The organism is Anaerosporomusa subterranea, assembly GCF_001611555.1.
In the GTDB taxonomy this organism is placed as follows: Bacteria; Bacillota; Negativicutes; order Sporomusales; family Acetonemataceae; genus Anaerosporomusa; species Anaerosporomusa subterranea.
The window spans coordinates 15,591-40,650 of the sequence record NZ_LSGP01000001.1 but is presented as its reverse complement, the minus strand read 5'-3'; the positions used below and the strand labels follow the sequence as shown (position 1 = coordinate 40,650).

Annotated in this window: 23 protein-coding genes, 1 pseudogene and 3 riboswitches; of the genes and pseudogenes, 3 read left to right on the top strand and 21 right to left on the bottom strand. The window is 44.5% G+C overall.

Annotation, left to right across the window (positions count from 1 at the left end; genetic code table 11):
• Positions 1 to 34: 34 nt before the first annotated feature.
• Together AXX12_RS00170 and AXX12_RS00165 are read right to left on the bottom strand one after the other, a co-directional pair.
• The gene (locus AXX12_RS00170) at positions 35 to 490 is read right to left on the bottom strand and encodes a pyridoxamine 5'-phosphate oxidase family protein (protein ID WP_066236573.1); all 456 of its coding nucleotides are present in this window, start codon (positions 488 to 490) and stop codon (positions 35 to 37) included.
• Between the two features lie 51 nt (positions 491 to 541).
• Positions 542 to 703 (bottom strand): rubredoxin, encoded by a 162-nt coding sequence (locus tag AXX12_RS00165; protein WP_066236571.1) that lies wholly within the window; start codon positions 701 to 703, stop codon positions 542 to 544.
• Positions 704 to 877: 174 nt separating this feature from the next.
• On the opposite strand from AXX12_RS00165, the gene thrC reads away from it, so the two are divergent.
• On the top strand, positions 878 to 2,092 hold the full coding sequence (gene thrC, locus AXX12_RS00160) for a threonine synthase (RefSeq protein WP_066236569.1): 1,215 nt from the start codon (positions 878 to 880) through the stop codon (positions 2,090 to 2,092).
• Between the two features lie 355 nt (positions 2,093 to 2,447).
• Here thrC and AXX12_RS19715 read toward each other — a convergent pair whose 3' ends face one another.
• The 3 genes from AXX12_RS19715 to AXX12_RS00145 form a co-directional block, all read right to left on the bottom strand.
• The gene (locus tag AXX12_RS19715; RefSeq protein ID WP_066236567.1) at positions 2,448 to 3,215 is read right to left on the bottom strand and encodes a hypothetical protein; all 768 of its coding nucleotides are present in this window, start codon (positions 3,213 to 3,215) and stop codon (positions 2,448 to 2,450) included.
• A gap of 202 nt (positions 3,216 to 3,417) precedes the next feature.
• The gene (locus AXX12_RS00150; protein ID WP_066236565.1) at positions 3,418 to 5,448 is read right to left on the bottom strand and encodes a methyl-accepting chemotaxis protein; all 2,031 of its coding nucleotides are present in this window, start codon (positions 5,446 to 5,448) and stop codon (positions 3,418 to 3,420) included.
• Between the two features lie 62 nt (positions 5,449 to 5,510).
• Positions 5,511 to 5,951: a chemotaxis protein CheW gene (locus AXX12_RS00145; protein ID WP_066236563.1), complete on the bottom strand. Its 441-nt coding sequence runs from the start codon at positions 5,949 to 5,951 to the stop codon at positions 5,511 to 5,513.
• Between the two features lie 116 nt (positions 5,952 to 6,067).
• Positions 6,068 to 6,150: riboswitch (cyclic di-GMP riboswitch) on the bottom strand.
• Positions 6,151 to 6,577: 427 nt separating this feature from the next.
• Between AXX12_RS00145 and AXX12_RS00140 the strand changes: the two genes are divergently transcribed.
• Positions 6,578 to 8,164: an AsmA family protein gene (locus AXX12_RS00140; protein WP_066236561.1), complete on the top strand. Its 1,587-nt coding sequence runs from the start codon at positions 6,578 to 6,580 to the stop codon at positions 8,162 to 8,164.
• A gap of 63 nt (positions 8,165 to 8,227) precedes the next feature.
• Here the strand turns inward: AXX12_RS00140 and AXX12_RS00135 are convergent, their stop codons facing one another.
• Positions 8,228 to 8,836: a UbiX family flavin prenyltransferase gene (locus tag AXX12_RS00135; RefSeq protein WP_066236559.1), complete on the bottom strand. Its 609-nt coding sequence runs from the start codon at positions 8,834 to 8,836 to the stop codon at positions 8,228 to 8,230.
• Between the two features lie 243 nt (positions 8,837 to 9,079).
• Here AXX12_RS00135 and AXX12_RS00130 point away from each other — a divergent pair, with 243 nt between their 5' ends.
• The gene (locus AXX12_RS00130; RefSeq protein ID WP_066236558.1) at positions 9,080 to 9,574 is read left to right on the top strand and encodes a GNAT family N-acetyltransferase; all 495 of its coding nucleotides are present in this window, start codon (positions 9,080 to 9,082) and stop codon (positions 9,572 to 9,574) included.
• A 123-nt stretch (positions 9,575 to 9,697) separates the two neighbouring features.
• On the opposite strand, the gene AXX12_RS00125 is transcribed toward AXX12_RS00130, so the two are convergent.
• The 15 genes and pseudogenes from AXX12_RS00125 to AXX12_RS00055 form a co-directional block, all read right to left on the bottom strand.
• Entirely contained in the window at positions 9,698 to 10,195 is a 498-nt protein-coding gene (locus AXX12_RS00125; protein ID WP_066236556.1) for a hypothetical protein, read from the bottom strand.
• A gap of 174 nt (positions 10,196 to 10,369) precedes the next feature.
• Complete coding sequence (locus AXX12_RS00120; protein ID WP_066236554.1) at positions 10,370 to 11,584, bottom strand: MFS transporter; 1,215 nt, start codon at positions 11,582 to 11,584, stop codon at positions 10,370 to 10,372.
• A gap of 369 nt (positions 11,585 to 11,953) precedes the next feature.
• Positions 11,954 to 12,301 carry a hypothetical protein gene (locus AXX12_RS00115; RefSeq protein WP_066236553.1) on the bottom strand — a complete coding sequence of 116 codons (348 nt, stop codon included), beginning with the start codon at positions 12,299 to 12,301 and terminating at the stop codon, positions 11,954 to 11,956.
• 407 nt (positions 12,302 to 12,708) lie between these two features.
• The gene (locus AXX12_RS00110) at positions 12,709 to 13,332 is read right to left on the bottom strand and encodes a class I SAM-dependent methyltransferase (protein WP_074431311.1); all 624 of its coding nucleotides are present in this window, start codon (positions 13,330 to 13,332) and stop codon (positions 12,709 to 12,711) included.
• A gap of 65 nt (positions 13,333 to 13,397) precedes the next feature.
• Positions 13,398 to 13,808, bottom strand: coding sequence for a gamma-glutamylcyclotransferase family protein (locus tag AXX12_RS00105; protein WP_197470595.1), 411 nt, complete (start codon positions 13,806 to 13,808; stop codon positions 13,398 to 13,400).
• A 214-nt stretch (positions 13,809 to 14,022) separates the two neighbouring features.
• Positions 14,023 to 14,649: a DUF3793 family protein gene (locus AXX12_RS00100; RefSeq protein WP_066236549.1), complete on the bottom strand. Its 627-nt coding sequence runs from the start codon at positions 14,647 to 14,649 to the stop codon at positions 14,023 to 14,025.
• Positions 14,642 to 14,935 carry a DUF2325 domain-containing protein gene (locus tag AXX12_RS00095; RefSeq protein ID WP_066236547.1) on the bottom strand — a complete coding sequence of 98 codons (294 nt, stop codon included), beginning with the start codon at positions 14,933 to 14,935 and terminating at the stop codon, positions 14,642 to 14,644. The genes AXX12_RS00100 and AXX12_RS00095 overlap by 8 nt, the downstream gene beginning before the upstream one ends.
• 319 nt (positions 14,936 to 15,254) lie before the next feature.
• On the bottom strand, positions 15,255 to 15,578 hold the full coding sequence (locus AXX12_RS00090) for a hypothetical protein (RefSeq protein WP_066236545.1): 324 nt from the start codon (positions 15,576 to 15,578) through the stop codon (positions 15,255 to 15,257).
• A 433-nt stretch (positions 15,579 to 16,011) separates the two neighbouring features.
• A riboswitch (guanidine-I (ykkC/yxkD leader) is annotated at positions 16,012 to 16,111 on the bottom strand.
• Positions 16,112 to 16,149: 38 nt separating this feature from the next.
• Positions 16,150 to 17,349 (bottom strand): FprA family A-type flavoprotein, encoded by a 1,200-nt coding sequence (locus tag AXX12_RS00085; RefSeq protein WP_066236543.1) that lies wholly within the window; start codon positions 17,347 to 17,349, stop codon positions 16,150 to 16,152.
• Between the two features lie 152 nt (positions 17,350 to 17,501).
• A complete protein-coding gene (locus AXX12_RS00080) occupies positions 17,502 to 18,977 on the bottom strand; it encodes an RNB domain-containing ribonuclease (RefSeq protein ID WP_066236542.1) in 1,476 nt (491 codons plus the stop codon).
• 237 nt (positions 18,978 to 19,214) lie between these two features.
• Complete coding sequence (locus AXX12_RS00075; RefSeq protein ID WP_066236540.1) at positions 19,215 to 20,093, bottom strand: CsgG/HfaB family protein; 879 nt, start codon at positions 20,091 to 20,093, stop codon at positions 19,215 to 19,217.
• 278 nt (positions 20,094 to 20,371) lie between these two features.
• Positions 20,372 to 20,626: pseudogene (locus tag AXX12_RS00070) on the bottom strand (methyl-accepting chemotaxis protein); the annotation flags it as partial.
• Between the two features lie 151 nt (positions 20,627 to 20,777).
• A riboswitch (cyclic di-GMP riboswitch) is annotated at positions 20,778 to 20,862 on the bottom strand.
• 40 nt (positions 20,863 to 20,902) lie between these two features.
• Entirely contained in the window at positions 20,903 to 22,081 is a 1,179-nt protein-coding gene (locus AXX12_RS00065; protein WP_066236536.1) for a CaiB/BaiF CoA transferase family protein, read from the bottom strand.
• Positions 22,082 to 22,243: 162 nt separating this feature from the next.
• Entirely contained in the window at positions 22,244 to 23,002 is a 759-nt protein-coding gene (locus tag AXX12_RS00060; protein ID WP_066236534.1) for a LytR/AlgR family response regulator transcription factor, read from the bottom strand.
• On the bottom strand, positions 23,003 to 24,763 hold the full coding sequence (locus tag AXX12_RS00055; protein WP_066236532.1) for a LytS/YhcK type 5TM receptor domain-containing protein: 1,761 nt from the start codon (positions 24,761 to 24,763) through the stop codon (positions 23,003 to 23,005).
• Positions 24,764 to 25,060: the final 297 nt, after the last annotated feature.

Sequence of the window (25,060 nt, the reverse complement as noted above, 5' to 3'; positions counted from 1 at the left end):
ATCTTGGCGTGATTGACACAGAGTGTACAAAGTTCTACAGGCCATGCTTTCCGGAGACCGTCTCCATGTACATCTTGTATACCAAAACCCGGTCTAGCATCTTTTCAATAACGAATTTTCCTTTTTCTATGTTATCCGGACTCTTGCGTTCAACCACCCAAGTCATCACTTGCCGTTTAACTTCTGGTTCATTAATCAATTCAACTTTTCCTTCAGCAATGGCAGTTTTATACTCTCTGCCAAATCTAGTGGGAATGATTTCCGTCTCACCGACAATAACTGCACATACCCTGGGATTGCTTTTCATTGCATCAATTTTTCTACCCTGTTGCGAACCGTGAAAGTACAGACTATCTCCTTGGCGAACATAATCCATTGGCAGGCCATATGGTTGACCATCTGGATCTGTGAGACATAAAACGGCATATTGAGTTTCGTCAATGATCGCTAATGTCTCTTCCCGGGTTAATGCCAAATCCTGTCGTCTCATTAGAAATCCTCCTTCACCTAACTATTTCGCCGTCAACCGACAACGCCCACATTATTCAACTGGCTCAAATTGATACTTGTTCACTCCACATACCGGACATACCCAGTCTTCAGACACATCACTCCAGAGAGTGCCTGGAGCTACATGTTGTTCATAGTCCCCTTCCGCCTCATCAAAGATATAGCCACACACCACACATCTGTACTTTGCCATACATTCACTCTCCTCAGTTTTATTTGGACTAGCGTCCGTTCACAACAGCCTTTGGGGATGAACCCACGCTGGATCGCAGTGCTTGGAACAGTGCTGTTGTCTGATAATTCAACCAGATATGTGTGCATTCCTGCAAACAGGAAATTACGATTCCAATGGGAGGGGGTTATCACCATGAAAAACTTGCCGTTAGTCTGTACAAAATGCGGTAAGTCATTCCGGATGGAAAACTTGCAGTACCGTTGCGACCTTTGTAACGAACCTTTGGAGGTAGAACTGTTAACTTGCGGCAAAATTAGTGATGGCAATCTACTCACGCAAACAATGTTAGAACGCTATGCCGAGTTCCTGCCTTTTGCTTCGCTTGACCGGGATATTTCTCTGGGCGAGGGATTTACGCCGTTGATACAGTCTGAGAGCTTAGCAGAGAAACTCGGTATTGGTGAACTCTATCTCAAAAATGAGGCGCAAAATCCGACTTGGTCGTTTAAAGATCGGGGAACCGTCGCTGGCGTCCAACACGCCCGCAAGCTGGGCTACAAGCGCATCGGCACCGTCTCCACCGGCAACATGGCTAGCTCTGTTGCTGCTTATGCCCGTAAAGCAGGGATGGAAGCCTTCATTTTTGTTAGTAAAAATATTGCCGCAGAAAAGATCAATCCGATCGCGATTTACAACCCGCACTTGATCAGAGTTGATGGCGACTATGGCAATCTGTACTATGAAAGTCTAAAGATCGGCCAAACCAACCAGATTTATTTTATCAACTCTGACGCGACATTCCGGATAGAGGGTTCGAAAACGATCGCCTTTGAAATCTGCGAGCAACTTCATTTCGACATGCCTGATTATGTGATTATCCCCACCAGCGCTGGCGGAAATTTGCGTGGTATAGAAAAAGGCTTCCGCGAATTTCATGCTTGTGGACTCATCGAGAACGTTCCCAAAATTATTTGTGCACAAGCCAGTGGCTGCTCACCAATTTGCAACGCGTTTCATGCTAAGCAGGAGGAAGTTTCACGCGTTCTCGACCCACATACTATCGCCCACGGCATAGAAAACCCGTTCCCACCTAGCGGTAATCAAACCCTGCGGCTATTAAAGAGAACTGGTGGCTTTGCTGTCGCTGTGCCTGATGACGCAACAATCAAAGCGCAGGCGATGCTCGCCGAGATCGGCCTGTTCGTCCAACCCGAATCTGCCGTACCTATCGCCGCGATTCAAAAATTACGCTCCGAAAATTACTTGACTGGTAAAGAGAAAATAGTGAGTATCATTACTGGCAGCGGGCTCAAGTTTACTGAAGCCCTAACTCATCACACGTTGACTAGCGTGGAATGCAAGCTGGAAGATATCAGCCGCTATATCAGGGATAACTTTGACCAGTAAATAACATTAAGCGACCTTTGAGGAGCAGGTAACGGTTAGCACGAGCGGCACCAGCGTCACAAGCGCCACTATGCGGGCGATTAATTTTCTAGTACAAAAGCCTCAGCCCTGCATAAAGCAAGGGTGAGGCTTTTTACTATTAAAGTTTTATATAGCTCTCAGTGTACTGATGCGAATCCGCCTTACTCTAGACCTAATGTTTTCATTTTTTCAGATAGCCACTGCGGAGCAATTTTCCCTGCTGCGATTTTCACAGACAATCGCGGCATTAATAGATTGGTATCCAGAATGCAGGAGTATCCCCAAAGCAGATTGATGATAGTTTTATATGGGTAACAATTCTATATTCGATTCTTTAATGATGTATCCACCACGACAAGAAAAATTCATCATGGTTTTCATAGTTTTGGCCATCGTCACGTAGCATGATAAATATTTTGTTATGAAAGAAACCGATGCTGACCAATTCATCTGAATCGTTGTAAAACATGATCCCATCTACTATATGGTGACCATTATACCAAAAGCCGCTACCACTACTATCCCTCCATCTAAATAACCGTAATCCAGGAAATCTGTCATGCCAATGCCGGTCATGAATCTGTTCAAAATGATGATGGGGCGCATAATGCCCTGCACGTTCATGCCAATTGAACGGAATACTTCTAAAGGATGAATGAGCTATCGGCCGCCAGCGATCATGTCTGTATGCTGAATGTGACCAATCATATCGTCCTTTGCGCCCGCGATCGTCTCGATGGCGCTCGATCTGATGTCGATAATCCCGTTGTCTGTCCCGTTCTACTCTCTCCCGTTGTTGTCTGTCCCGCTCTACTCTCTCCCGTTGTTGTCTGTCTCTCTCTACTCTATCTTGTTGTTGTCTGTCTCTCTCTACTCTATCTCGTTGTTGTCTGTCTCTCTCTACTCTATCTCGTTGTTGTCTGTCTCTCTCTCTTTTCTCTCGTTGTTGCTTCTCTTGCTCCAGTTTGTCTCGATTCTGATTTTCTAATCGATATTTATCTTGACGGATATCTTGTCGATAAGCTACGCTGCTTTCAGCTTTAGTGATTGATGGTATGGTCAAAACAAACATTGCAAGACATAGAATCACCAATCTTTTCATTTCGAATACCTCCCTCTTATATCGGTTATATCAATGACTATGTCATAGGATGACCGATATATTCCGGCTAGCTAAGCATTAATCGACAATCCACTATTAGGCTGAGCTCAGAAAATCGCAGGCAAATGAAAAACTCCTGCAAGACTTTAATAGCCTTGCAGGAGTTTTTCATTTGTGTACTTAAGCCCTTTTACCCGTCATGTTAAACACGGAACTTGCCGACAGCTTCACGGAGGTCCATCGCTAAGTTGGAAAGGCTCTGGCTGGAGGAGGCGATCTCTTGCATAGACGCTGACTGCTCCTCGGTGGCCGCCGATACTGTCTCGGCCTCTCCGGATGCCTTTTTACTCAAGCCATCGATCCGGTTAACCGCTGTGACGATCTGTTGGCTGCCAATAGCCATCTGTTCAATTGCAGTAGAGATGTCTTTTATCTGATCGGATACTTGGGTTACCAATGCTACGATTTCTTGGAAAGCTTGTCCGGCAGCGTTAACGACTTCTGCTCCTACTTTAACTTCCCGGGTGCCATCATTCATGGCCGATACAGCTTTATCGGTTTCTCCCTGAATCCCCCCGATCAGTTCGGCGATCTGCTTGGCCGCTTCCTGAGACTGCTCGGCAAGTTTGCGTACTTCATCGGCAACGACAGCGAAACCGCGTCCCTGTTCACCGGCCCGCGCGGCCTCGATAGCGGCGTTAAGAGCGAGCAAATTAGTTTGTCCGGCGATACCGGAGATAGCATCTACAATCTGACCAATTTCCTTGGAGCGTTCGCCCAATTCAGCGACTACTTTGGCGGACGTATTAACAGTCTGTTCGATTTGTGTCATTTGACTAATCGCTTTATTCACCGACTTGCTGCCGTCGTTAGCCTTAGCAGCAGCCTGCGCCGATTGTGCGGCTACACCGTTGGTAGTGGCCGCAACCTCTTGGATACTGGCTGATATCTGTTCAACCACGGCAGAGGTGTCGTTAGCCGCGGCTAGCTGTTCTGCTGCACCAGTCGCCACATCGGTAATCGATGCCGCAACCTGGTTAGCGGCCTGGGCAGATTGGTCGGCACTGGCTGTCAGCTGTTCACTCGAAGCAGCCAGTTGCTCGGATTGGGAATGTACTTTTGCAACAAGCTCACGCAAATTTATCCGCATCTGCCGGAAACCTTGCGCCAGTTGGCCGACTTCATCTTCTGAAGAAACCTTTGCCTCACGCTCCCGCAGGTCGCCTTGGGCCAAAAGCAGGCATTCATCCCGTATCAGCGCAATCGGTTTGGTGAACTGTTTGGCTATGAATACGATAGATACTGCAACAATGAGTAAACAGATTAGCGAAATGATCAGCACTGTTCGCGCCAGGGCATCCGTGTCCTGAGTGGCTTCCGTTTCAGGTGCTGATACCCCCATTACCCAGCGTTGACCGCCTGGGAGATCGATTGGCGTGTATACCCCGTATCTAGCCACACCGTCCACAAAGCTGTATACTCCATGTGTTTGTTGCCCAGACTGGGCTGCTTTGGTAAACAGAGCAATCAGACGGTCGTCGAGTTCGTTCTGTTGCAGCTTAATTTCAGCATTGATCTTCTTTTCGGCAAGATTCAGCTTTCCAATGATTCCAGGATTCTTCGGGTGGGCAATAATCGTCCCTGAATCATCGGAGATTTGACCGTAGCCGGTATCCAAGAATTTTAGATCTTTAATTAGATCGGTCATTTTTTCAAGGGAATACGTCCCCCCTGTTATCGCGATGAGTTGTCCGTTGTTCATGACCGGCACAGCCAGAAAGAAGGACATCTTGCCGGTCGCCCTTGAAGTCAGCGGCTCAGAGACATATGCTTTTTTCGTATCAAGCACTTTTTTGAAATACTCGCGGTCGCGGTATTGGCCTGTAGTGCCGTCGCCGCGAATCGCCGAGCCATCCGGCGAAATATATAAAACGGTTTCAAAACCAATCCTTTTCTGTATTTCAGCCATGGCTGCGCTAATCTGGGCCTTATCGGTTCCGGTCCGGAAAGTTTGCGTTTTGGCCATATCCTCCAATTGGATCATCAATTCTTGAATACTGCCTTTTATACGGTACCCATAGTCGGTTCCAATTGCCTCAGCTGTTTCACCAATGCTTTGATCTAAAGATTGCTTAGAAATATAATAGCTAACCCCTGATAGCACACTTAATACCACAAAAATAAGTGGCAACAACCATAGTAGCAATCGAGTTTGAACGCTTTTTATGTTCATGCTATAAACTCCTTTATAATAACCTTTGACAGCCGGATTTCGACATTCGGTGGTCGCTTGCGCTACGCTGCCCCGATCGCCCTAATCTCATCCGCCCTTAGCAAATTGCCTAAATCAAGCAAAATTAATAACCGATTAGCATCTTTACCGATTCCTCTCACACACTCATTTACGGCAGTCATCGCAGGTACAGCTTCAATCTGTTCGCCAGATAGCCGCAGTACTTCCGTAACCTCAGTCACGATAATGCCAATATCTTGGCCTGCAACCTCAATGATAATTGCCCGCTTGTCTTTTCCAGTGTCTGCACTTAGGCCAAATCGTTTTGCCAACTCAATTACAGGTATGACCTTACCGCGAAGGCTGATGATCCCTTCCATAAACTCTGGCGTATTAGGAAGCTTTGTCGCATTTCGATATTGAATAATCTCTCTAACTTGAGATATCTCAATACCATATTCCTCATTTCCTAGACGAAATACAACCAGTTGTTCCTCACTCATCGCATCCACTCTTTCACCAATTATTTACATTATTACAACCTAAATGCCGATATTTCACCTCTTTTCACTTCACAAAATAAAATAGGACCATGCCAATGCCTGGTCCTATCATCCGCAATGGCAGCCTGGCAATCATAGGGAACCCCTTAGACCCATAGCTTTGCGTCCTTACCTTTCGATAAGTTTGCCAAATATATTCTTTTTTTCAGTATTTTACAATACTATAATTATTACACATTGTCATATTTTAGTCAAGAAAACCGAGACTTGGCATTTAGTGCAAAGGGCAAGCTTCTGCAAGTTGTCAAGTGTTTGCAGGAGTTTGCTTGCTAGCGAGCACGAAAGATAAAAAGGAGTTGATTCAGGTGGAGTTTTGACTCCATCTAAATCTTAGTCACACTTGTGAGTGAGGCTCGGAATCTACGTTTTTGCGAAACCGAAGGTTCCCTTTAGGGGCTTGAACTACAGACTGTAAGGCCCGACCTTAAGAAGGTGGAGTCTACAGGCTGTGCGAAGGATAGAACTTGCCTAACCTTGCTGTTAGTCTATTAAGCAGGGAGGTAACGATTGTTTGTCGAATTAAATACTATATAACCTGACGTTTGTGAGTTTGGAGGCTGAGAGTTTTGAAGGAATGGCTAGTAAAATATAAGAAAAATATTATCATCGCATTAATCCCGCTAATTGTCCTAGGCGGCTTGTGGCAAGTCGTTTCAGGCAAGGTGGCTAAGGCGCTTCAAGACAGCCTGGTTGCCAGCGTGGGACAGAAGCTCAACGGACGACTACAGGTAGGGTCGATTGACCTATCGTTACTGAGCTGGGTAAGGATTCGCAATGTAGCGGTCTATGACAAGCAGGACAATCTTGTCGCAAAAAGCCCAAATATCGAAATCAAATACAAATTTTCAGATTTGACGAAGGGCAATCTGGGTATGTCGAGCATTGAAGTGGTCGCTATCCAGGGCGCAGAAATTTGGCTCAAGACGGAAAAAGAGCGTTGGAATTGGGAAGGCCTGGTGAAGGACGATAAGACCGCGACAGATTTTCGTGGCAAAGTTGAAGTCGGCGAAGGAACCGTTCATATTGGCAATAATCAGATTACACAAACCATCGAAGGCGTCAACGGTACACTCGATTTCATTACATATCCCGCTGGCTTGGGTATTGATCTCAAAGGGCGAGTCAGCCAAGCCACACTAGGCATAGTTGGCAACTGGGGAGAAAGCAATGCTAGTGAACTTACGCTCCGGACGGATGGGTTTGATGTGGCCAAACTGAGCGGGTTACTTCCTGCTACACAAGAGATCCGTTTAGAGAAGGGACTATTAAAGAAGCTACAAGTGGTAGCAAAACGTGATGATAAGAGTATAGTACACTACCAAGCCGAGGGGGAATTCTCCGCCTTAACGGTTGCAGGCAAGGTCAATATTCGTGACGGGCAGGGAAAATTCAGCGCTGATGAAAATGGATTACACTTTCGGGATTTGGCTCTAATGATCTCTGGTCAACGAACAGAGGGCAAAGGCAGTATTCTACTTAAAGACAACAAACAATCGCTCGACTTTGCGTTAACGCTACCTGATGTTGATCCTGCAGCATTTTTCACCGGTTTAGCCGTACAGCGGCCTCTTTTTGTCACCGTGAACATCACGGGCCCATTAATCAAGCCGTTAATATCCGGAAGTTTCAAAATTCCCCAAGTCACGATTAGCGATATGTCTGTAAGCGAGATTAGCGGGAATATGCGTTATGACGAAGGGCGTCTTAGCTTACAACAAGTACATGGGGCCGCCTACCAAGGGCAGTTGTCAGTGGCAGGCGAAGTCTTGACAGCAAACGAGAGTTACGAACTGGCTGCATCTGGCAGTGGCATGAATAGTTCGGCCCTTACTGACAAAGATGTGCAAGGTCCTCTAGACTTTACCGGCCATGTTAGCGGTAAAGGCGAAACAGCGGTTACGCAAGGGGATTTCGTGATTCGCAACGGCAAGGCCTACGGTGTCTCCTTTCAGACACTAACCGGCAGTTTCATCAAACGCGGTGGAACCACTGAGATTTCCAACATTACTATTCATACGGCTCTGGGAACGTTTTATCCTGAGCAGTTGAGTCGCGATGCCTTAGAGAAGCTGAGTCAACACAATATCCCGACTTCCAAAGAAGACGTAAAAAAAGCAGTGACTGATGCTCTGGTAAAAAAGATATTTCGCTGAGTCGGTCAGAAGGCCAGTCTTGCAAGTTATGCAAGACTGGCCTTCTTTTACGATCAACTATCATCATTCACACCATCGGTTAAAGCCCTTGACTTCAATGCTAAACTTTTCAAGAATCCTGCCAATAATCTGCCTGTTCATATCTTCTATACTGGCCGCTTTATTATAGTAGCTGACCATAGGCGGCATAATCAGCGCGCCTACTTCCGCTAGAGTCAGCATGTTTCTTAAATGAATTGCACTGAGCGGGCATTCTCTGGTTACCACTACCAGTCGTCGGCGTTCTTTAATGGTAACATCTGCAGCTCGTAGCAGCAGATTATCTGAGTAACCACAGGCAATGCCTGCAACTGTCTTCATACTACAAGGAATAATGATCATGCCTTCGGTTTTAAACGTACCACTTGCTAAGCTGGCACCAATATTATTGATGTCATAGACCTTATCTGCTAGATCCATTACTTCAACCACCGTGTATTTGGTCTCTTGCAGTATCGTTTCTTCAGCACCTCGCGAAATCACAAGATGAGTTTCATAGTCTGGGTTTTCTCGCAGTATCTTTAATAATTCGATACCTAATATCGCACCGCTAGCGCCGCTTATCCCGACGACTACTCGCTTCTTATTGTTTATTGCCACTTTATCACCCACCTGTGAAAATCCATTATTCATTACGTTGCACAAACCACCTTTTCTAGTCATGTAAAAATAGCCATGACCTACTGCTAAGCAACATTGGTCATGGCTATTTTCGTTCCATCAAGTGCAATCCCCTGCTAAAAGCTGACAACGAAACAATATATTCTAAATGTCTTCCCTCTATTAGAGGAAAGCTATAAGTTCAAGAAAGGGTCGTTGTGGTATAATGAATGTTGCGCTAATCTGTACTATGTCATATCAAGGGAGGACAACCAGATGAGAGAAATAACGATCCGCAGAGTTCGGCCGGAAGATGTAGAACGCATAGCTGAAATAGAGGCACTTTGTTTCCCTGCGGCAGAAGCTGCCCAACAAGAAGTGTTTAAGGAGAGGATTGCCGCTTTCCCCGACTGCTTCTTTGTCGCTGAAATAGATGGAACCCTGGCTGGATTTATCAACGGCTGTATCACTAACAGCGCCGTTATCTATGATGAACTATTCCATAATACGCGTCACCATATACCGGATGGTAAGAACTTAACCGTCTTTGGGCTTGATGTCATTCCGCAATACCGTAATCAGGGCATTGCGGCTCAGTTAATGAAACATTTTATTCAGACAGCCAAAGATACTGGCCGGCAAAGTGTCCTCTTAACATGCAAGGAACATTTAGTGCATTACTACGAGTCTTTTGGCTATGTGAATAATGGAGTCTCAGAATCAACGCACGGTGGATCTCAGTGGTTTGATATGACCCTGCTGCTCCACTAAGCGCGAGGAGATCATTGCGCCTCCAGTGTGTTGATAAACTTAGGGGAGAGCAGCCGATTAAAAATACCCATGACCTCCATTCAATGGTGGTTATGGGTATTTTCTTACATCTGAATCTGCTATTTAACGAGGAAGGCAAAATGGCGCTATCAGCTGATCAAAGGCGTTTACATTGATGGTTCCTTGCGACAAGCCATTTGTTGTTCGATTGCTATGATACGTTATTACTACGCTTTGAATATTGGCGATGCCGCCTGGGATTGGTATCCCGCGGAAAGGGTTGTAATCTAGAGGCGCAATGTAGTAATTCAAAATCCCATTTCCATTGACGACCAATCTATTCGGATCAAATCCGTCAGCGGTAAAATTAGCGTCCAGCGGAGCGGCGGGAAAGGGTCCTCTATCTGTTAAAAACCAGAGAGTGTATACGCCTAATGGGATTAAGCCCTGAGCCGATATTTCAATATGCCCTGCCTCAGTTTCTCCGCAAACTTCTCCCATCGCTGTCGCCTGTGCCCAGAAAGATGCGTCTATTGAGGGAGGACGATTCGCGGGAATCGGAGTAAAGATCAGACGGCAGCATCCGCAGAGTTCATTTTTATTTTTCTTTCTTTCCTCCATAATACCTCCTATTGTTGATGCCGCCCCAGTCTGCGGCCACAATCTTTCTTCTCTTCATATACTATGCCTTCCATAATAACAGAGTGTCTGATAAGGATCGCAATAAAGTCGTCGCCATAAGCAGCAGCTACGTAATGGGAGATCCTTGCCTTTTCCAAGTATTCACAGATAATTCTATGATTCTACACATTCTGGCATAGCACGGTGTGTTTCAGTAGTTAGCAGCCTGATGGAAAGCAGCAGAGCCACTCCTGAAATAAATCCGCTAAGAAGAATTACGCCTGGCCAGCCATAAGAGGATAAAAACAGCCCGCCTACAGTTCCGATAACGCTGGCTCCAAAATAATAGAAGAGCAGATACAAAGAAGCTGCCTGTGCCTTATCCCCTAAGCAAGATTTACCTACCCAGCCAGTGGCTGTAGAATGACTGCCAAAAAAGCCGAACGTAAATATAGCAAGTCCAATTATTTTGAAGGCCAAGCTAGCCATCAATGTAACAATGCCGCCAACTAACATAATCGCCATTGACAAGCATAGAATACTTGCACTGCCAAACCGGTCAGCCATACCTCCCATAAAGGTTGAACTAAAGGTACCCAGCAAATAGAGTAAAAATAATCCACCGACAGCCGTTTGGCTAAGATTATAGGGCGGAGCCATCAACGAGTAGCCGATATAATTGTAAACAGCCGAAAAAGACCCCATTATTGCAAATGCAATCAAATATAGTCGAAGTGTTACTGGGCTACGCAAGTTTTGCAATAAATCACTGACCATATGCTGCGGCAAATGTTTCTGTGGCAAAAAATGTTTAGATTTAGGAATACCAAAACAAAACCAGATACTGATGGTAAGGTACAAAATTCCTATGCATACCAGCGCGATCTTCCACGAGAAAAAATCGGTCAGAGTACTAACAAGAAGGCGTGAGGATAAACCGCCGATTGATGTTCCGCTAATATAAATTCCAATGACGAAGCCTGTAATCCCAGGCTCAAATTCTTCATTAATATAAGCCATTGCCAACGCAGGAAACCCTGCTACCAATACACCTTGAAAAGCTCGACAAATAAGGATCGTAGTAAAGTCGTTGCTAAAAGCAGAAGCCACTGCCAAAATAGCCGATCCTAATAAAGAAACTGCCATTGTTAATTTTCGATCTAAAAAACCAGCTAAGCCGGCAATAACTAACATGGATATAGCCAGTCCACCACTTGTAACAGACATGGCTAAGCTAGCTACAGAAGGATTCAGACCAAACTCTTTTGAAAAAATTGGAATTAGGGGTTGTGTGCAATACATAATACCAAACGAAGCAAGAGTCCCCAGAAACAAAGCCGAAATGGCCCTCCAATACTGCGGAGTTCCCTTTTGGATATAGTTATTCATTCTACCTGACCTTTCAAAAACAGTTATTAAGTATTTTCCTACATAGTCGTCAATAATTTTGCTGCGTCTAATGCGATGGAGTTAAAACTCCACCTGAAGCAAGTCTATATTTATGTTTATTTACCATAATAAGCGAAAGTCCTGCAAGGTTTTTTTCGTTTAGCTATATCATAATAATATCTCCCTAACAAAGATAAAAGACCTCAACCCCTGCATTAAGCAAGGGTTAAGGTCTTATTGTACCATCAGAGCGATCCGTTTTTACACGTTGATAATCTGAAACGGAAATTTCTACAAAGCACGATCATGCCTTCCCAATGATGTCGACGACGCATTGTCTAAAGCCATAACTTGCTTACAATGACGTGGTCATTTAATTTTCCTATTTTTATAGCTTAGCCCCTTGTAAATGCGCCACTGACCATTCTGGAGCGATTCAACATCAACCCATAGCTTTCGTGGTATGGCTTTTTCTGTTGTATACCAATCCACCGCGCCTTGTACCAGTTTTTGCGGCGGTGCATTCCTGCCAAAATGCGATATATTGAGAAGTGAAACGCTTATTCTGACTGTAGCATTACTTCCGCCAGACCATTCCTGCGCTTCAAGCTCTTTGTTTTTCGTTAGCCATACAAGGCCTCCGCCTGACTGGTTAAGATAGCCGCTTTCCAATATCTGTTCCAAATTTTCCTCGGTTGTAAAATGATATAGTCTCATAATTCCTCCTCTTCACATCTGACTAATAAAACGCCTTATCCAAGGATTCCGGACATTTTTTCAAGAATGCACTTGTATTATTATCATTTGCACAACTTGTCTCAAATCTATTTTTTCCCATAAAAAAACCTCCTACGTCTGGATATTCGGCGCATGCCGGCGAGTGTGAATATCACACCAGTCACCTATATCCCGTGGCGGTTAAAATACTGTATAGTATTGTCATTAATCGTCAGTAGGTTATAACAATGTATACTTTATTATACTATGAATACTCGGTTTCGTCAAACAGTTGTATTCTCCAAATAAACGATCGTCCTTTTATATTAAACATCGGACATTAAACATTAGGGGACGACCCCAAATCGAAAACAGCTTTCTCTCAAAAATTACCTACTAGCAAACATTTAGTCTTTTTTGCCGAAAATAAAAATATCCGTAGTCACACTACCGTCTAGCTCATTATAATTCTGTCGAACCATCTGCAATATAGTGATTCCATTAGACACCAAGAACTTCTCTATTACGTTTCCTTTGAAATAATTAAAGTAAATTGGCTCTTCAGAGAAACTAGTCGTCTCAAATCCTGCCTTTTTACCTTCCATGAAACTAAGATATAAAATTCCGCCTGGATATAGCCAGTTAATTGCATTTGCAAGCAGTCTATACGACTCTTCGTCACTCAAGTGAACAATACAAAAAGACATCACAATTGCATTAAAGTGATCTCTAGGAAAATCTAATTTACGAATATCTTGAGTATAAAAGTCACCGGCGGGAACGTTAGAACGTGCCAATTTTACCATTTCCTCCGAAAGGTCAACCCCGGTTATCTGCATAGGCTTTGCTGCGAATAGTTGTTTCGCCACATTGCCCGGACCACAACCAATATCTAAGACCTTTGCATCCGCATCAATTATTTTTGCAAACTCAATAACATGGTTAGAATAGGGCTCGTAGTCCATAAATTTTGCCGAGTATGCGTTTACATTATGATTATAAGCAGTGATTGTCGATTGAGTCTTGTTCACTCATTTTCCTCCATATATTTTCTTCGCTTAATCCCAAATCTAAGAGATAGGAAATAGCTAACTCGTCATCGCTGTGCTATAAAAGAGCGCCAGCATCCGTCTCTGAGCAATTGACCGATCTCTTTAAGTTGGTCTGGGTGAGACCATACATAGACATAAGTGTCGGCAGGTCTGCCGTTTTCATCGAAAGCCCGGCAAATCACCCGGTCATACAGATTATCCGGACAATTCTCACCAAGATACCCCTCCAAGTTGTCAAGAACCAGTAATGCCTGTTCCATATCCACAAGCTCAATAATCTCACCATGCACCTGATTCTGATCATTAGTTAGAACCAAGGCCGGATATCCGAATTCCAGATGATATATTGTTCCACCGTTGATGACGGCGGGTCTGATCGTGCTGACAAAGCCCGCTATAAGGTGGTAATTCTCCATCCCTTGCAGTAGTGTACCATATACAAAAACTTGATTCACAGCCCGGCACCTCCAGATTCCTAGCTGACACCATTCTCTCATTTGTCGAATGTATGAGAGTTAAAATACCATGACACGCGCTAGCAAGGGTAGTTATAGATAGTTCTTTTTATCCAGTACTATTCCCTCTTTACAAGCAGGAAACAAACCACATCGCAGGCTAATAAATTAAGAAGGCTCTTGGCTGGCAGTCAAGAGTCTTCTTACAGTATATCTATGCTATATTGCCCAACAATGCAGATCTTCCAGACAGAATCTCGTAGGGATTCGCCCCCCTTGCAATCAGACAGGAGACAAAGGATTTGTCACCAGCGAAATTCCCCATTACTGCCAGCGATGCGTCCGGATTGCCATATACGCACCACTCCTTGCGGCAGGTTAACTGCAAATCCGTCCTATCCATGAAGCCTAAAACATCTTTCAAGGGTATCCCTAGCAACACGCCGACTTCATGCGGACAACTATGGCTAAACCGTTCGTGTAGCAAAGCCAGGCATTTGTCCACACCTTCATCTACCGGATAGCCTAGCTCTCTAAGAAAGCAAATATGTAGATCGTCTGTTATACATTTTTCCAGAACATCTATTCGGTAAAATAGCACTATCTCAAGATTAGGGCCATAACGCAAAGGCAGAAATTGAACGAGTGTATTTTTAAGTACCTCGCACCCATGCTGTCGCCAAATCGCAAGTGTAGCTTGATAAGCAGAATCCCTGAAAGACAATACGGTTGCCGGTTTGCTACCCAAGATCGTAGGAGCAAGCTCCGTAGCCAGCCACTCCATAAAGCGATTTATCTCCTGTTTACTACAACCCGGAACACACCTCCCGACATCAGGCATTCATTAATCCTCCTACTGCCAACTTCTGCTCAACGGCAGACCAGGAACGCTTGGAGAAGATCACAGGTATATCAAGACAGCGCGCCTGGGATTTTACTTCTTCCATCAAGTTATGGTTAATATAGTCGGTAAAGATAAGAACTGCAGCAGTCTGGCTATTCAAGACCACCCGTCTGTTGTCAGATTTTTTCCTGCCGGAAACATGGATTAACTTGCTAACCCCTCGTTCATAAAGTTTCCTTTCGATATGCCCTAAATGATCGCCGCCTATAACCACAACTGACACGAAGTTTCACCTCTCATTGATAACGATTTTCATTATCAAGTTTATCGTATACTCTTCGATCTGTCAATCTGTAACCCCGCAATATACTCAGAGAGTTCGCTAAAAAGAAATACCGGATTTTTTTGTCTAATGAATATAAACAGTCAGGGTTAGATCTCACTGCAGTGAGATCTAACCCTGACTGCGTCCCCTTGATCGGAATCCAATAATACTAAATGCAGTTTGATTTTTGCCCAAATTGAGGTATTCCTGTCGGAACAGCGTTGTCTTACGCGGTCCGATCTGTAAAGGCGTCCCTGACGCACGATGTGGGATATTGCTAATAAGAATTACCGGAAAATTTCTTTTGTACCCAGGCGTCCAACTCCTGAACATGTTTTTTGCCGATAGTAAATCCATAGACAATCAGCAAAATAATAATAAGCGTAAACAAATCCATTTCTTTTGTTGCAGAAAAGTTTACCACTCCCAAGAGAACTTGCGGAATAACACCTGTAAGTACTAATATCACCGAAGCTACTTTAAACCAGAACTGCGATTTCATCTTATACCTTGCATAGAACATAAAGATTGTTGCAGACCAAGCAAAAAACTCGAAAACTAACAAAACAGCCCATTTATTTTCTATTATGAATTGATACATGCAAATCACCTCCAAAACACGCTATTTTTCTTTGGGAAGTACGGGGCACCATTCCACAGAGGCACAGAGGGGTAATGAGGACACAGAGGAAATTGATACGCGTAGTCTTTTGGGAAAGTACTGAGTACGATAGCACAAACGGCACGAGCGCCACTATCGACGACGACAAAAGACAGGATGCCTTCACGAAGGCGCATAGCGCCCTTCGCGTTTTCGCTGCCGTTCTCCTCCCTTTACCGCTTTAACCCCCAGGTCACATTGTGGGCAGTCCTGTTGCCTGTTGTTCTTACTCCGTCGTCATCGTGGGGCTAGTGCGGCTAGTGGGGTTAGCGCTTAGCCCTCGGGCGACATTCGCCACTAGCGGCAATAGCGCCACAACGGACGATTTATCTCCAGACATTTAAAAAAGCAAAAGCCTGGAGAAGCACATAAATACTCCCAGGCTTTTATCCTTCCGTGTACACAGCTTGCTGTGCGCTTCCTCTCGGACCAGTCTGACATTATAATGCCACGGAACCCTAGAAAGCTTCTTCTTATTCACTTTCGCAATAGAAACTACAGTTTTAGTATATCATAACGATGCGTAAATATCATCTACCAATTTGTTGAGTTCTGGTTCTTGATGAGCTTTCATCGAAGATTTAATATCAAACGGCGCACCGATAATCTCCATATTTTTCATTTTCTCTAATTCACAGAGCATACTCTTGGTTGCCATGTTGGCCCAAGTGTGATTTCCGACCACCGCTACCTTCCGGTTGCGCAACCGTAGCGCTGCCATTTCATGCAAGAAGGCTTGCATGCCATAGTAGAGGCCCATGTTATAAGTAGGCGCGCCAAGGACAATATGGCTGAACTTCCAGGCGTCGGCTATGATATATGACGGATGAGTCTTGGATACATCGTACATGCGCATATCCTCAACGCCTTTTTCCGCTAGTTTTCCGGCGATCAGATTCATGACATTTTCCGTATTGCCATACATAGAGGCGTATACCAGGACTACGCCCTGTTTCTCTGGCTCATATTTGCTCCAATGGTCATATTTATCAAGAATATAGGGTAAGGACTCGCGCCAAACCGGTCCGTGCAGCGAGCATATCATCCGGATGTCCAAACTTGCGGCTTTTTTCAGCACTGCCTGCACTTGGTCCCCGTATTTTCCGACAATATTTGTATAATAGCGTCTAGCTTCGTCTAAATATACGGATTCAAAATCAGTCTGATCACTGAACAAATTGCCGGAGATTGCGCCAAAGGAACCGAAGGCATCTGCCGAAAACAGGATCTTTTCTTTTTGTTCATAGGTAAACATTACCTCAGGCCAATGCACCATGGGGGCAAAGATAAACTGGAGCGTATGGCCACCTAATGAAAGCTCATCGCCTTCTTTTACCTCAAAATAATTTTCTTTTGTCTCAAAGCTGTAAAACTGCTCAATAAACTGAAAGGTGTTTTTGTTGCCGACGATCTTCATATCGGGATAACGATGCAATAATTCTTCAATGTTGGCACAGTGATCCGGCTCCATGTGATTAATAATCAGGTAGTCCAGCTTTCGCCCATTCAACACATGGGTCAAGTTTTCCAAGAATAGAGCGCTGATCGAAGAATCTACTGTATCCATGAGCGCAGTTTTTTCATCCATAATCAAATAGGAGTTATAGGCTACCCCATTTGGCAGTGGAAACATATTTTCAAACCGTTCCAAACGTCTATCGTTGCCGCCTACCCAGAAGATCTGCGGTGTAATCTTATGAACGCAACGCATAATCAGACCCCTTCCTTTATGACCTTATCATAATAATTTGACATTAAATACGTTATTTGTCTTTATGCATTTTCCTGCTGAATTGTTAGTAAACTTATCATAATATTACTACCAAAGATGTTTATTTTCAAGTAATAATAATTATCCGTCAATCAGGGCATCTTCTTAAAATCAATATATCCCCGTTCTACATCTGTGTAAATCAACTGCACGCGGAGTCTTTGACCAACATCCACACCGGTAAAGTTAGCCGACAGTCTTCCTTCCACAGGCGGATGTAATAAGCGAACCCACGTCCCTTTATCTGCTACGCCGGTAACGATCGCATCAAATGTTTCTCCAATCCTAGATTCCAGAAGCAGGGCGGCAGCGGATTTTTCTATCTGCCGTTCAACTTTTTTTGCGGCATTCTCTGCTTCTGTGCAGTGCTTGGCGAGCGCTACCAGTTCATCAGTGTCATAGGGAATGGGGCCGCCCGAAATTGCTGCTTTCAACAGCCGTTGCGTGATCAAATCAGGATACCGACGATTGGGGGCTGTAGAATGAGCATAATCTTTGACTGCAAGACCAAAGTGCCCGGCAGAGCTGTCACCAGGAAGCTCGACAACGTATTCTCCAAAGCCTAATAGCTTGATCACACTAAGGGAAAGATCGGGGAAGCGACTCGGATCAACGGCCTTTGCTAGCGCTAAGAAGTCATTTAACGCCTTAGAATCAGGGTCCCTGGGCAGTATAAAGCCCCGCTCACGAGCAAGCTCGACGATTCGATCCCAGCGTTTAGGGGTGCGAACAACACGCCGTATTGACGGAAATCTCTTAGCGGCAAGATAACGTGCGGTTACACCGTTAGCTGCGATCATTAGGTCCTCAATAATATCTTTAGCGCTATTCCTCTTTTCTTCTGCTAAGTCCTTTATCTCATCATTAACAAATATCGGCTTGGCTTCTATCGTTTCAAAGTCCAGTGCACCGTGCATGTGCCGAAGCAATTTCAATCTTTGAGCCACACGATTTTGCAACATAAGGTTTTCAGCAAGCCCGGCAACTGCACTGACCGCCTCTGGCATTGGTCCATTGCCCTCCAGCCAATCGGCAACACTGTTGTAAGCAAGCTTTGCATGATTACAAACTATCGCTTGATAAATATCTGAGCTTTGTAGCGAGCCATCGTCGGCGACTACGAGTTCCACGATGATGGCCAGACGATCTTCGCCAAAATTCAAGGAAGTAATATCAGTTGAGAGCTGCTCTGGCAACATCGGAAATATCACCGCCACGGTATAAACTGATGTGGTGTTATGACTGGCATGATTATCAATTGCTGACGACTGCTTAACAAATGCATCAACATCGGCGATGGCAATAAGAATCTTTGTGGCGCCTTCAGGCATCTCAATAGCAACGGTAAGTTGATCCAAATCGGTTGAATCATCGTTATCGATGGAACACCATAAAAGCTGTTTGAGATCTCGCATCGATTCATCCACACTGGGGACAGTTTCTCGGATTCCCTTAAGCTCGGCAATAGCCTCAGAAGAGAAATCGGGAAGAAGCCCTCGTTCCAGCATCGCCTGGCGTGCAATTTGCTGCAAGCTAGACCGATGGCTTTTATTGTTTGTAGCACTCATAAAATTCACCTTCCCGTACTGTACTATATTCTACCTTCCTCACCAAGCAATAAACTCCTTCAAGAGTTCTCGTGAATTCTCGACCTGATTCAAACAGGGAGGCCGTTCGGAATAATCCAAGATATTAAGAAAATCCCGCGACCTACTTTAGGTCACGGGATTGCCGCCTTCATAAGTCAATGTAAAATGGGACTCCACTCTAAGGTGCCACAAAAAAGGTAGGCTACGTCCGTTCTTTTAGGGCAAAGTTACTCTCATGCCTTGCTGGATACTATCAGCGCTACCGGAAATTACTTCACAGATAGAAATCTTCTCCTTAACAGATACTACGCGAATCCGCGCCGTTTCTGTTACCATTTCATCAAGTACTTCACCGGTAGTTGGATCTCTCAATACTTCAAAGGAACCGACTATAAATTCTTGACCGTTAATAATACCTTCACGATTGCCTCGATTAATATAAATGTTGCCATTATTATTCATAACCACAGTACCAGTCCATCTAATCTTGGGTAATTGTGTTATCATCCAATCCACGCCTTGGGTAGCGGCATTTTCAACAGCCTTCCCCAGATTTTCCGCACCATAATTGCCAAAGACAGCGCCACGACCGCCAACAACCATACCGCCTTTTACTGCTTTGCCGACAACACTCTTAGAGGCTAACACTTGCCCGGTACCGGCCTCAACAACATACATAGTTATGTTGATCTCAGACTTCGAGTTAGTACCACCAAGATAAAGACCATGGATACCAATGCCACCGGCTTGGCCTCCCGTATTTTGTACATGGGTTATAACTCCTTTTACTAAGAGCTGCGCCGGAATTGCATGAGGATTAGAGTTGCGTTCACTCATCGCTTCCTGACGCATATCATTCTCAGCAAGTACGATAAACCTTCCAGACTGATTAAGAATATCTGTCAAAACAGCACCCCATGCATCGCCTAGACTGAATTGACCTGACCAGTTAGATCGATTTTCAAATTTCGATACAACAATCGTGTACTTCAAACCATTATCTGCTGCCGCGACTGGTTGTGGAAGACTACAACCAATAAATATAATGAAAACACCCATCAAAAGCAATAACTTAGACTTGATATAATGTTTCACTTGCATCCCTCCAAATATTATATTCCAAATAATTCCATACAATTTTATAAATCCCTTTTTTTGCAAAAGCAATCGTCAAACTAGCACGGTGCCTGCAACCTATATATATTATCAGCAATAGATATCAATGCCCTTTTATCACGTTCCTTTTCACTACCAATGTCTCAACTTAACTGCCAGTTCCCAGATAACCATTGTTTTCCTTAAAAATCAAGCGCCACGAGTTACCTCGTGGCGCTTGATTTGTTTTATTTATTACTTGATTTCTCCGATCAAAATTAAACCCGAAATTTACTAACAGCTTCCCGGAGGTCCATCGCCAAGCGGGCAAGGCTCTGGCTGGAGGAGGCGATTTCTTCCATTGATGCCGACTGCTCCTCGGTGGCTGCCGATACTGTCTCGGCTTCTCCAGATGCCTTTTTACTCAAGTTATCAATCTGATTCACTGCTGTGACAATTTGTTGGCTGCCGATAGCCATCTGTTCAATAGCAGTAGAGATTTCCTTTATCTGGTCAGATACTTGGGTTACTAATGGAGTTTGAACGCTTTTATTATTCATTGCTATAAACTCCAAACGGTAACAGCAGTTCTAAGCATTCAGGGATTGTCTGCGTTGCACCACCTCAAAAATTTCAATCTCAGCATAAAATAAGACCAGGCCAATGCCTGGTCTTATTTTATGCAATGGCAACCTGGCAATCATAGGAAAACTCCCTTAGACCCACGGCTTTGCGTCCTTATCTTTCGATAAGTTTGCCAAACATCTTCATATTTTGGTGTTTATATTATTTTAGCATTATCACTATTTCTACTTAGCGCTAAAGAATTCTCTGGTCTTTGATTCATCCCATCCTAGCATCTCTTTTAGGATTTCCTCTGTATGCTGACCCAAGAGCGGTGCCGGGGTGTCAACCGAACCAGGTGTTGCCGAGAACTTGATCGGCACTCCAGGAACTTTCATATGACCAGCAATCGGATGTTCAAGTTCTACGATCATTTCACGGGCTTTGATCTGCGGATCATTAATGACTTTGTCAACAGTGTTGATTGGCGCGCATGGAACTCCTGCTGTTTCCAATGCTTCCATCCATTGATCAATCGTCTTAACCTTGAAAACAGCATCGAGAATAACTTTAAGTTCGTTTACATGCTGAGTCCGCTTTAAGTTGGTGTTAAAACGTTCATCTGCCATCAGATCAGTACGTTCGAGAAGATTGCAGAGCTTTTCCCACAAACGATCATTGCCAGCGCCGACAATGATATGACCGTCTTTTGCCGTATAGGCTGCAAACGGGGTGATGGACGGATGGCGGTTGCCAATCGGCTGAGGTACTTCGCCGCTAACCAAATAACGGGAAATTGCGTTTTCGAGCACTGCTACCTGGCAGTCGAGCATACCGACATCAACTTTCTGGCCTTCACCGGTACGTTCAAGATGGTGAAGGGCCATCATAACGCCAATGGCGGTGAACAGTCCGGCAATAATATCGCCAACCGATGCGCCGACCCGTGTCGGTTCGCCGCCTTCCGGACCAGTGACGCTCATGATACCGCCCATTGCTTGTACAATGATATCATAGGCAGGTTTATGCACATATGGGCCAGTCTGGCCAAAGCCTGAGCAAGCAGCATAAATCAGGTTTGGTTTGATTTTCTGCAATTCTTCATAGCCAAGTCCAAATTTCTCCATCGTTCCAGGGCGATAGTTTTCAACAACCACATCCGCTTGCTTGACCATTTCTTTGAAAAGATCACAATCTTCCTGGCGTTTGAAATTCAGAACCATTGACCGCTTATTCCGGTTAAGGCTCATAAAGTAAGCGCTTTCTTTGCCGATAAACGGGCCATAGGCACGTGAATCGTCACCGACTTTCGGTGGCTCAATTTTTATAACATCCGCACCGTAGTCAGCTAACATCATAGTGCAATACGGACCAGCTAACACCCGGCTCAAATCCAATACGCGAATTCCCTGCAAAGGTTTCATAAACAACTACTCCTTCTCTCTGTAAAATAACTAAATATTTCAATATCGGTTCGCTATAATCATAATAAGCTATTTAGCAGGGAAAATACTAATAATCGCTGCAAGATAACAAAAAACGAGCCTCAAAGGCCCGTTTTTTGTTCCCTAAAATCACTTATTCAACTAGATGCCCATTGCTCTTTTAAATTCTTGGATGAAATGCTTGGCTACCGGTATGTCCTGCACCGAGCAGCCTTCTAATGATAGAATATAGGTGTCATTAAACCAAGGGACAATTTCCCGAACTTTACTCATATTAACCAAAAAGCTTTTATGAGTCCTAAAGAATCCACAGTTCGCGAGTCGCTCTTGCACAGCTTTTAAGGGCATAGTGCTCATAAAATCTCCCTTTTCCGTGCACAGTAATGTTCTTCGTTTTAGCTCTGCTCTGACAAAGAAAATTTCCGACGGCAGAAGTACAAGCAGCCGATCATTGTGCCATACAGATACTCTCACTTGATCTGGCGATCGCCCTCGGTCGGAGATTGAAGGCTGATTCATTGGCACAGCCGCTTTTTCCTCTCTTGTCAGCCTTTCTATCGTCAATTCCAACCGTTCTCTTGAATACGGTTTTAATACATAGTCCACCGCCTCAAGTTCAAAAGCTTGTACTGCAAACTCACTGAAACCAGTTGTGAAAACAATCTTGGGCTTACGAGACAGCTTCGTGATTTTTTCAGCAACAACCAGCCCATCATCCATCGTTCGCATTTGTATGTCAAGAAACACGGCATCAACGTCAGATTCAAGCATCGTTCGATAGGCTTCTTCACCGCTTCGGCATTCACCGACAACTTCGATGTTGCCAATCTCTTCAAAGATGCACCTCAACTCCTGGCGAGCAGGATATTCGTCATCGACAATAAGAACTTTTAACGGCATTTATAGTCTCCTTTCTTGAGGAATCATCAACGAGATCCTTGTCCCGACATTTTCCTTGCTTTCAATGCGCAGCCCATTGTCCGGTCCATATATTGAAATTAATCGACTATGGACGTTGGAAAGTCCAATCGATTTTCGGCTTGGATCATACTCCAGTACTTTGCTGATCAGGTCCGGATTAATCCCAACCCCATCATCTTCGACCGTTAATTCGACAATCCCATCCTTGTGTTTTCCAATAATCCGGATATTTCCCCCATCTTCTTTGGGGTTGATTCCGTGCTTGATCGCGTTTTCAACCAGCGGCTGCAAAATCAAGGGTGGCACTACAGCATCACATTCTGGTTCAATCTGATAATCTACTGTCAACCTGCCTTCAAATCTTGCCATCTCAATTTTAACATAGTCATCTACACATTGAATCTCTTTGCGCAATGTGACAAATGTATCATTTCCGGCCAAATTGCTGCGATAATAATTCCCAAGATGAAAGATTAAACGTTTTGCGGTCTCCGGCTGTTTCCGGCAGTAATAGCCAATCGTATTCAACGCGTTAAATAGAAAGTGCGGGTTGATTTGAGCCTGCAATGCTTTTACCTCCGCACTGGCCAGCAGTTTTGCCTGCCTTTCTCCTTTGCTGATTTCGATTTGAGTCGATATTAATTTCGCTAAACCGCAGGCCAATTCTGTCTCGAACAGAGATATGCTGTTTTCACTCAGCCGATAAAGGACTAAAGAACCAACAACCTTACCGTCATCCTTCAGCGGTACAATTACCTGTGAGGCCAAAGGGCAGGCATTATCTGAGCAACCAATGTCCTCTTTTTTTTGATAAACGCCGTACTCGCCGGTTTCAAGCACTTGAGCAATCGATTCCGTAATCGCGTGATTGTCGTTAATAATCTTGCTCGCTCCGACAAATGCCAACACCCGTTCCCTAGAGGTAATGGCTACGGCGCCAAGCTGATCGACAGTTTGATAAATAATGTTGGCTGCTTCATGAGCTGATTGCTCGTTTAGACCGGCCCGGAGAAAGGACATTGTTTTATTGGCAATATTTAAGGCAATTTTTGCAGCCAGCGCCTCAGTTCTCTCTTTTTCCCGATAACCGGCTTCTAAAATTCCGATAAAAGCTGCAACCCCAATTGAATTGGTGATCAGCATGGCGGGAGTAATAGCGTAAACCAGGCGTACCGCCCTGTCGGCTGGATCTCCGAGCATATACAGAAACAACATATGCAGCGCTTCCAATACGAGCCCGACAACCATACCATACCGCCATTGCTCTTTCTTGTTTTTAATCTGCTGGTGGATCATCCCTGCCACAATTCCCTGAGCAAGGGTAATACCACCGCTTACAACAGAAGAAAACGTCGCCAAGGCAAGAATACGGTGAGCGCCGGCGATAAGCCCAGCAACAGTCCCTACAACGGGTCCGCCAATTAAGCCTCCTACGATCACACCGACGGCTCTTGTATTGGCAATACCGTCGATATGCGTACTCCCCAAATACGTATTAAACGTATTGCCGAAGGCATTGATATCAGGCATACCGTTGACCACCGGTATGCCCCAATACGTGCCAAAAACTCCGATCATACCAAAAGCGATGGACATTAAGAGCTTCCCAAACAGCGACGCGTTATCATGCATTACCGATTGGCGAAACACCTTGCTGCGGTTCAAAATAAAAATAAACACGAGTAGGGCCGACAACTCCAGCCATAAATGCTGGATCATAACATATCCATTGAAGAACATAGTAAACTCTCCGCAATTTCTGTTTCTTTTTGTATATACTTATCGAAAATAGTGTGATAATCCTGCTTCATACAAAAGGGAAGTTTCGGAAGTGCTTTCAGTTGTTTTAAGCCAAGCTAAGGCTTCCCACAAATCAAACAGCCGCAACCATACATTACGCAAGAGTTGAGGCCATTGTCGACATCGAAAAAATCAGGGTTATTAAAATCGAAGCCCACGCCTAGCTAACCGTTAACTTCAAAGCAGTATTTGACACAAAGGACGTAAAACATTACAAAATTTCACAAAATAGGAGGA

Excerpts from the sequence above, each read along its gene's own strand:
- AXX12_RS00055 (WP_066236532.1), bottom strand. The coding sequence starts at position 24,763 with ATGTTCTTCAATGGATATGTTATGATCCAGCATTTATGGCTGGAGTTG.
- AXX12_RS00090 (WP_066236545.1), bottom strand. The coding sequence starts at position 15,578 with ATGTATCAATTCATAATAGAAAATAAATGGGCTGTTTTGTTAGTTTTC.
- AXX12_RS00150 (WP_066236565.1), bottom strand. The coding sequence starts at position 5,448 with ATGAACATAAAAAGCGTTCAAACTCGATTGCTACTATGGTTGTTGCCA.
- AXX12_RS00060 (WP_066236534.1), bottom strand. The coding sequence starts at position 23,002 with ATGCCGTTAAAAGTTCTTATTGTCGATGACGAATATCCTGCTCGCCAG.
- AXX12_RS00145 (WP_066236563.1), bottom strand. The coding sequence starts at position 5,951 with ATGAGTGAGGAACAACTGGTTGTATTTCGTCTAGGAAATGAGGAATAT.
- AXX12_RS00115 (WP_066236553.1), bottom strand. The coding sequence starts at position 12,301 with ATGAGACTATATCATTTTACAACCGAGGAAAATTTGGAACAGATATTG.
- AXX12_RS00135 (WP_066236559.1), bottom strand. The coding sequence starts at position 8,836 with ATGAATAATGGATTTTCACAGGTGGGTGATAAAGTGGCAATAAACAAT.
- AXX12_RS00165 (WP_066236571.1), bottom strand. The coding sequence starts at position 703 with ATGGCAAAGTACAGATGTGTGGTGTGTGGCTATATCTTTGATGAGGCG.
- AXX12_RS00120 (WP_066236554.1), bottom strand. The coding sequence starts at position 11,584 with ATGAATAACTATATCCAAAAGGGAACTCCGCAGTATTGGAGGGCCATT.
- thrC (WP_066236569.1), top strand. The coding sequence starts at position 878 with ATGAAAAACTTGCCGTTAGTCTGTACAAAATGCGGTAAGTCATTCCGG.
- AXX12_RS00065 (WP_066236536.1), bottom strand. The coding sequence starts at position 22,081 with ATGAAACCTTTGCAGGGAATTCGCGTATTGGATTTGAGCCGGGTGTTA.
- AXX12_RS00125 (WP_066236556.1), bottom strand. The coding sequence starts at position 10,195 with ATGGAGGAAAGAAAGAAAAATAAAAATGAACTCTGCGGATGCTGCCGT.
- AXX12_RS00130 (WP_066236558.1), top strand. The coding sequence starts at position 9,080 with ATGAGAGAAATAACGATCCGCAGAGTTCGGCCGGAAGATGTAGAACGC.
- AXX12_RS00080 (WP_066236542.1), bottom strand. The coding sequence starts at position 18,977 with ATGAGTGCTACAAACAATAAAAGCCATCGGTCTAGCTTGCAGCAAATT.
- AXX12_RS00170 (WP_066236573.1), bottom strand. The coding sequence starts at position 490 with ATGAGACGACAGGATTTGGCATTAACCCGGGAAGAGACATTAGCGATC.
- AXX12_RS00085 (WP_066236543.1), bottom strand. The coding sequence starts at position 17,349 with ATGCGTTGCGTTCATAAGATTACACCGCAGATCTTCTGGGTAGGCGGC.
- AXX12_RS19715 (WP_066236567.1), bottom strand. The coding sequence starts at position 3,215 with ATGAAAAGATTGGTGATTCTATGTCTTGCAATGTTTGTTTTGACCATA.
- AXX12_RS00100 (WP_066236549.1), bottom strand. The coding sequence starts at position 14,649 with ATGCCTGATGTCGGGAGGTGTGTTCCGGGTTGTAGTAAACAGGAGATA.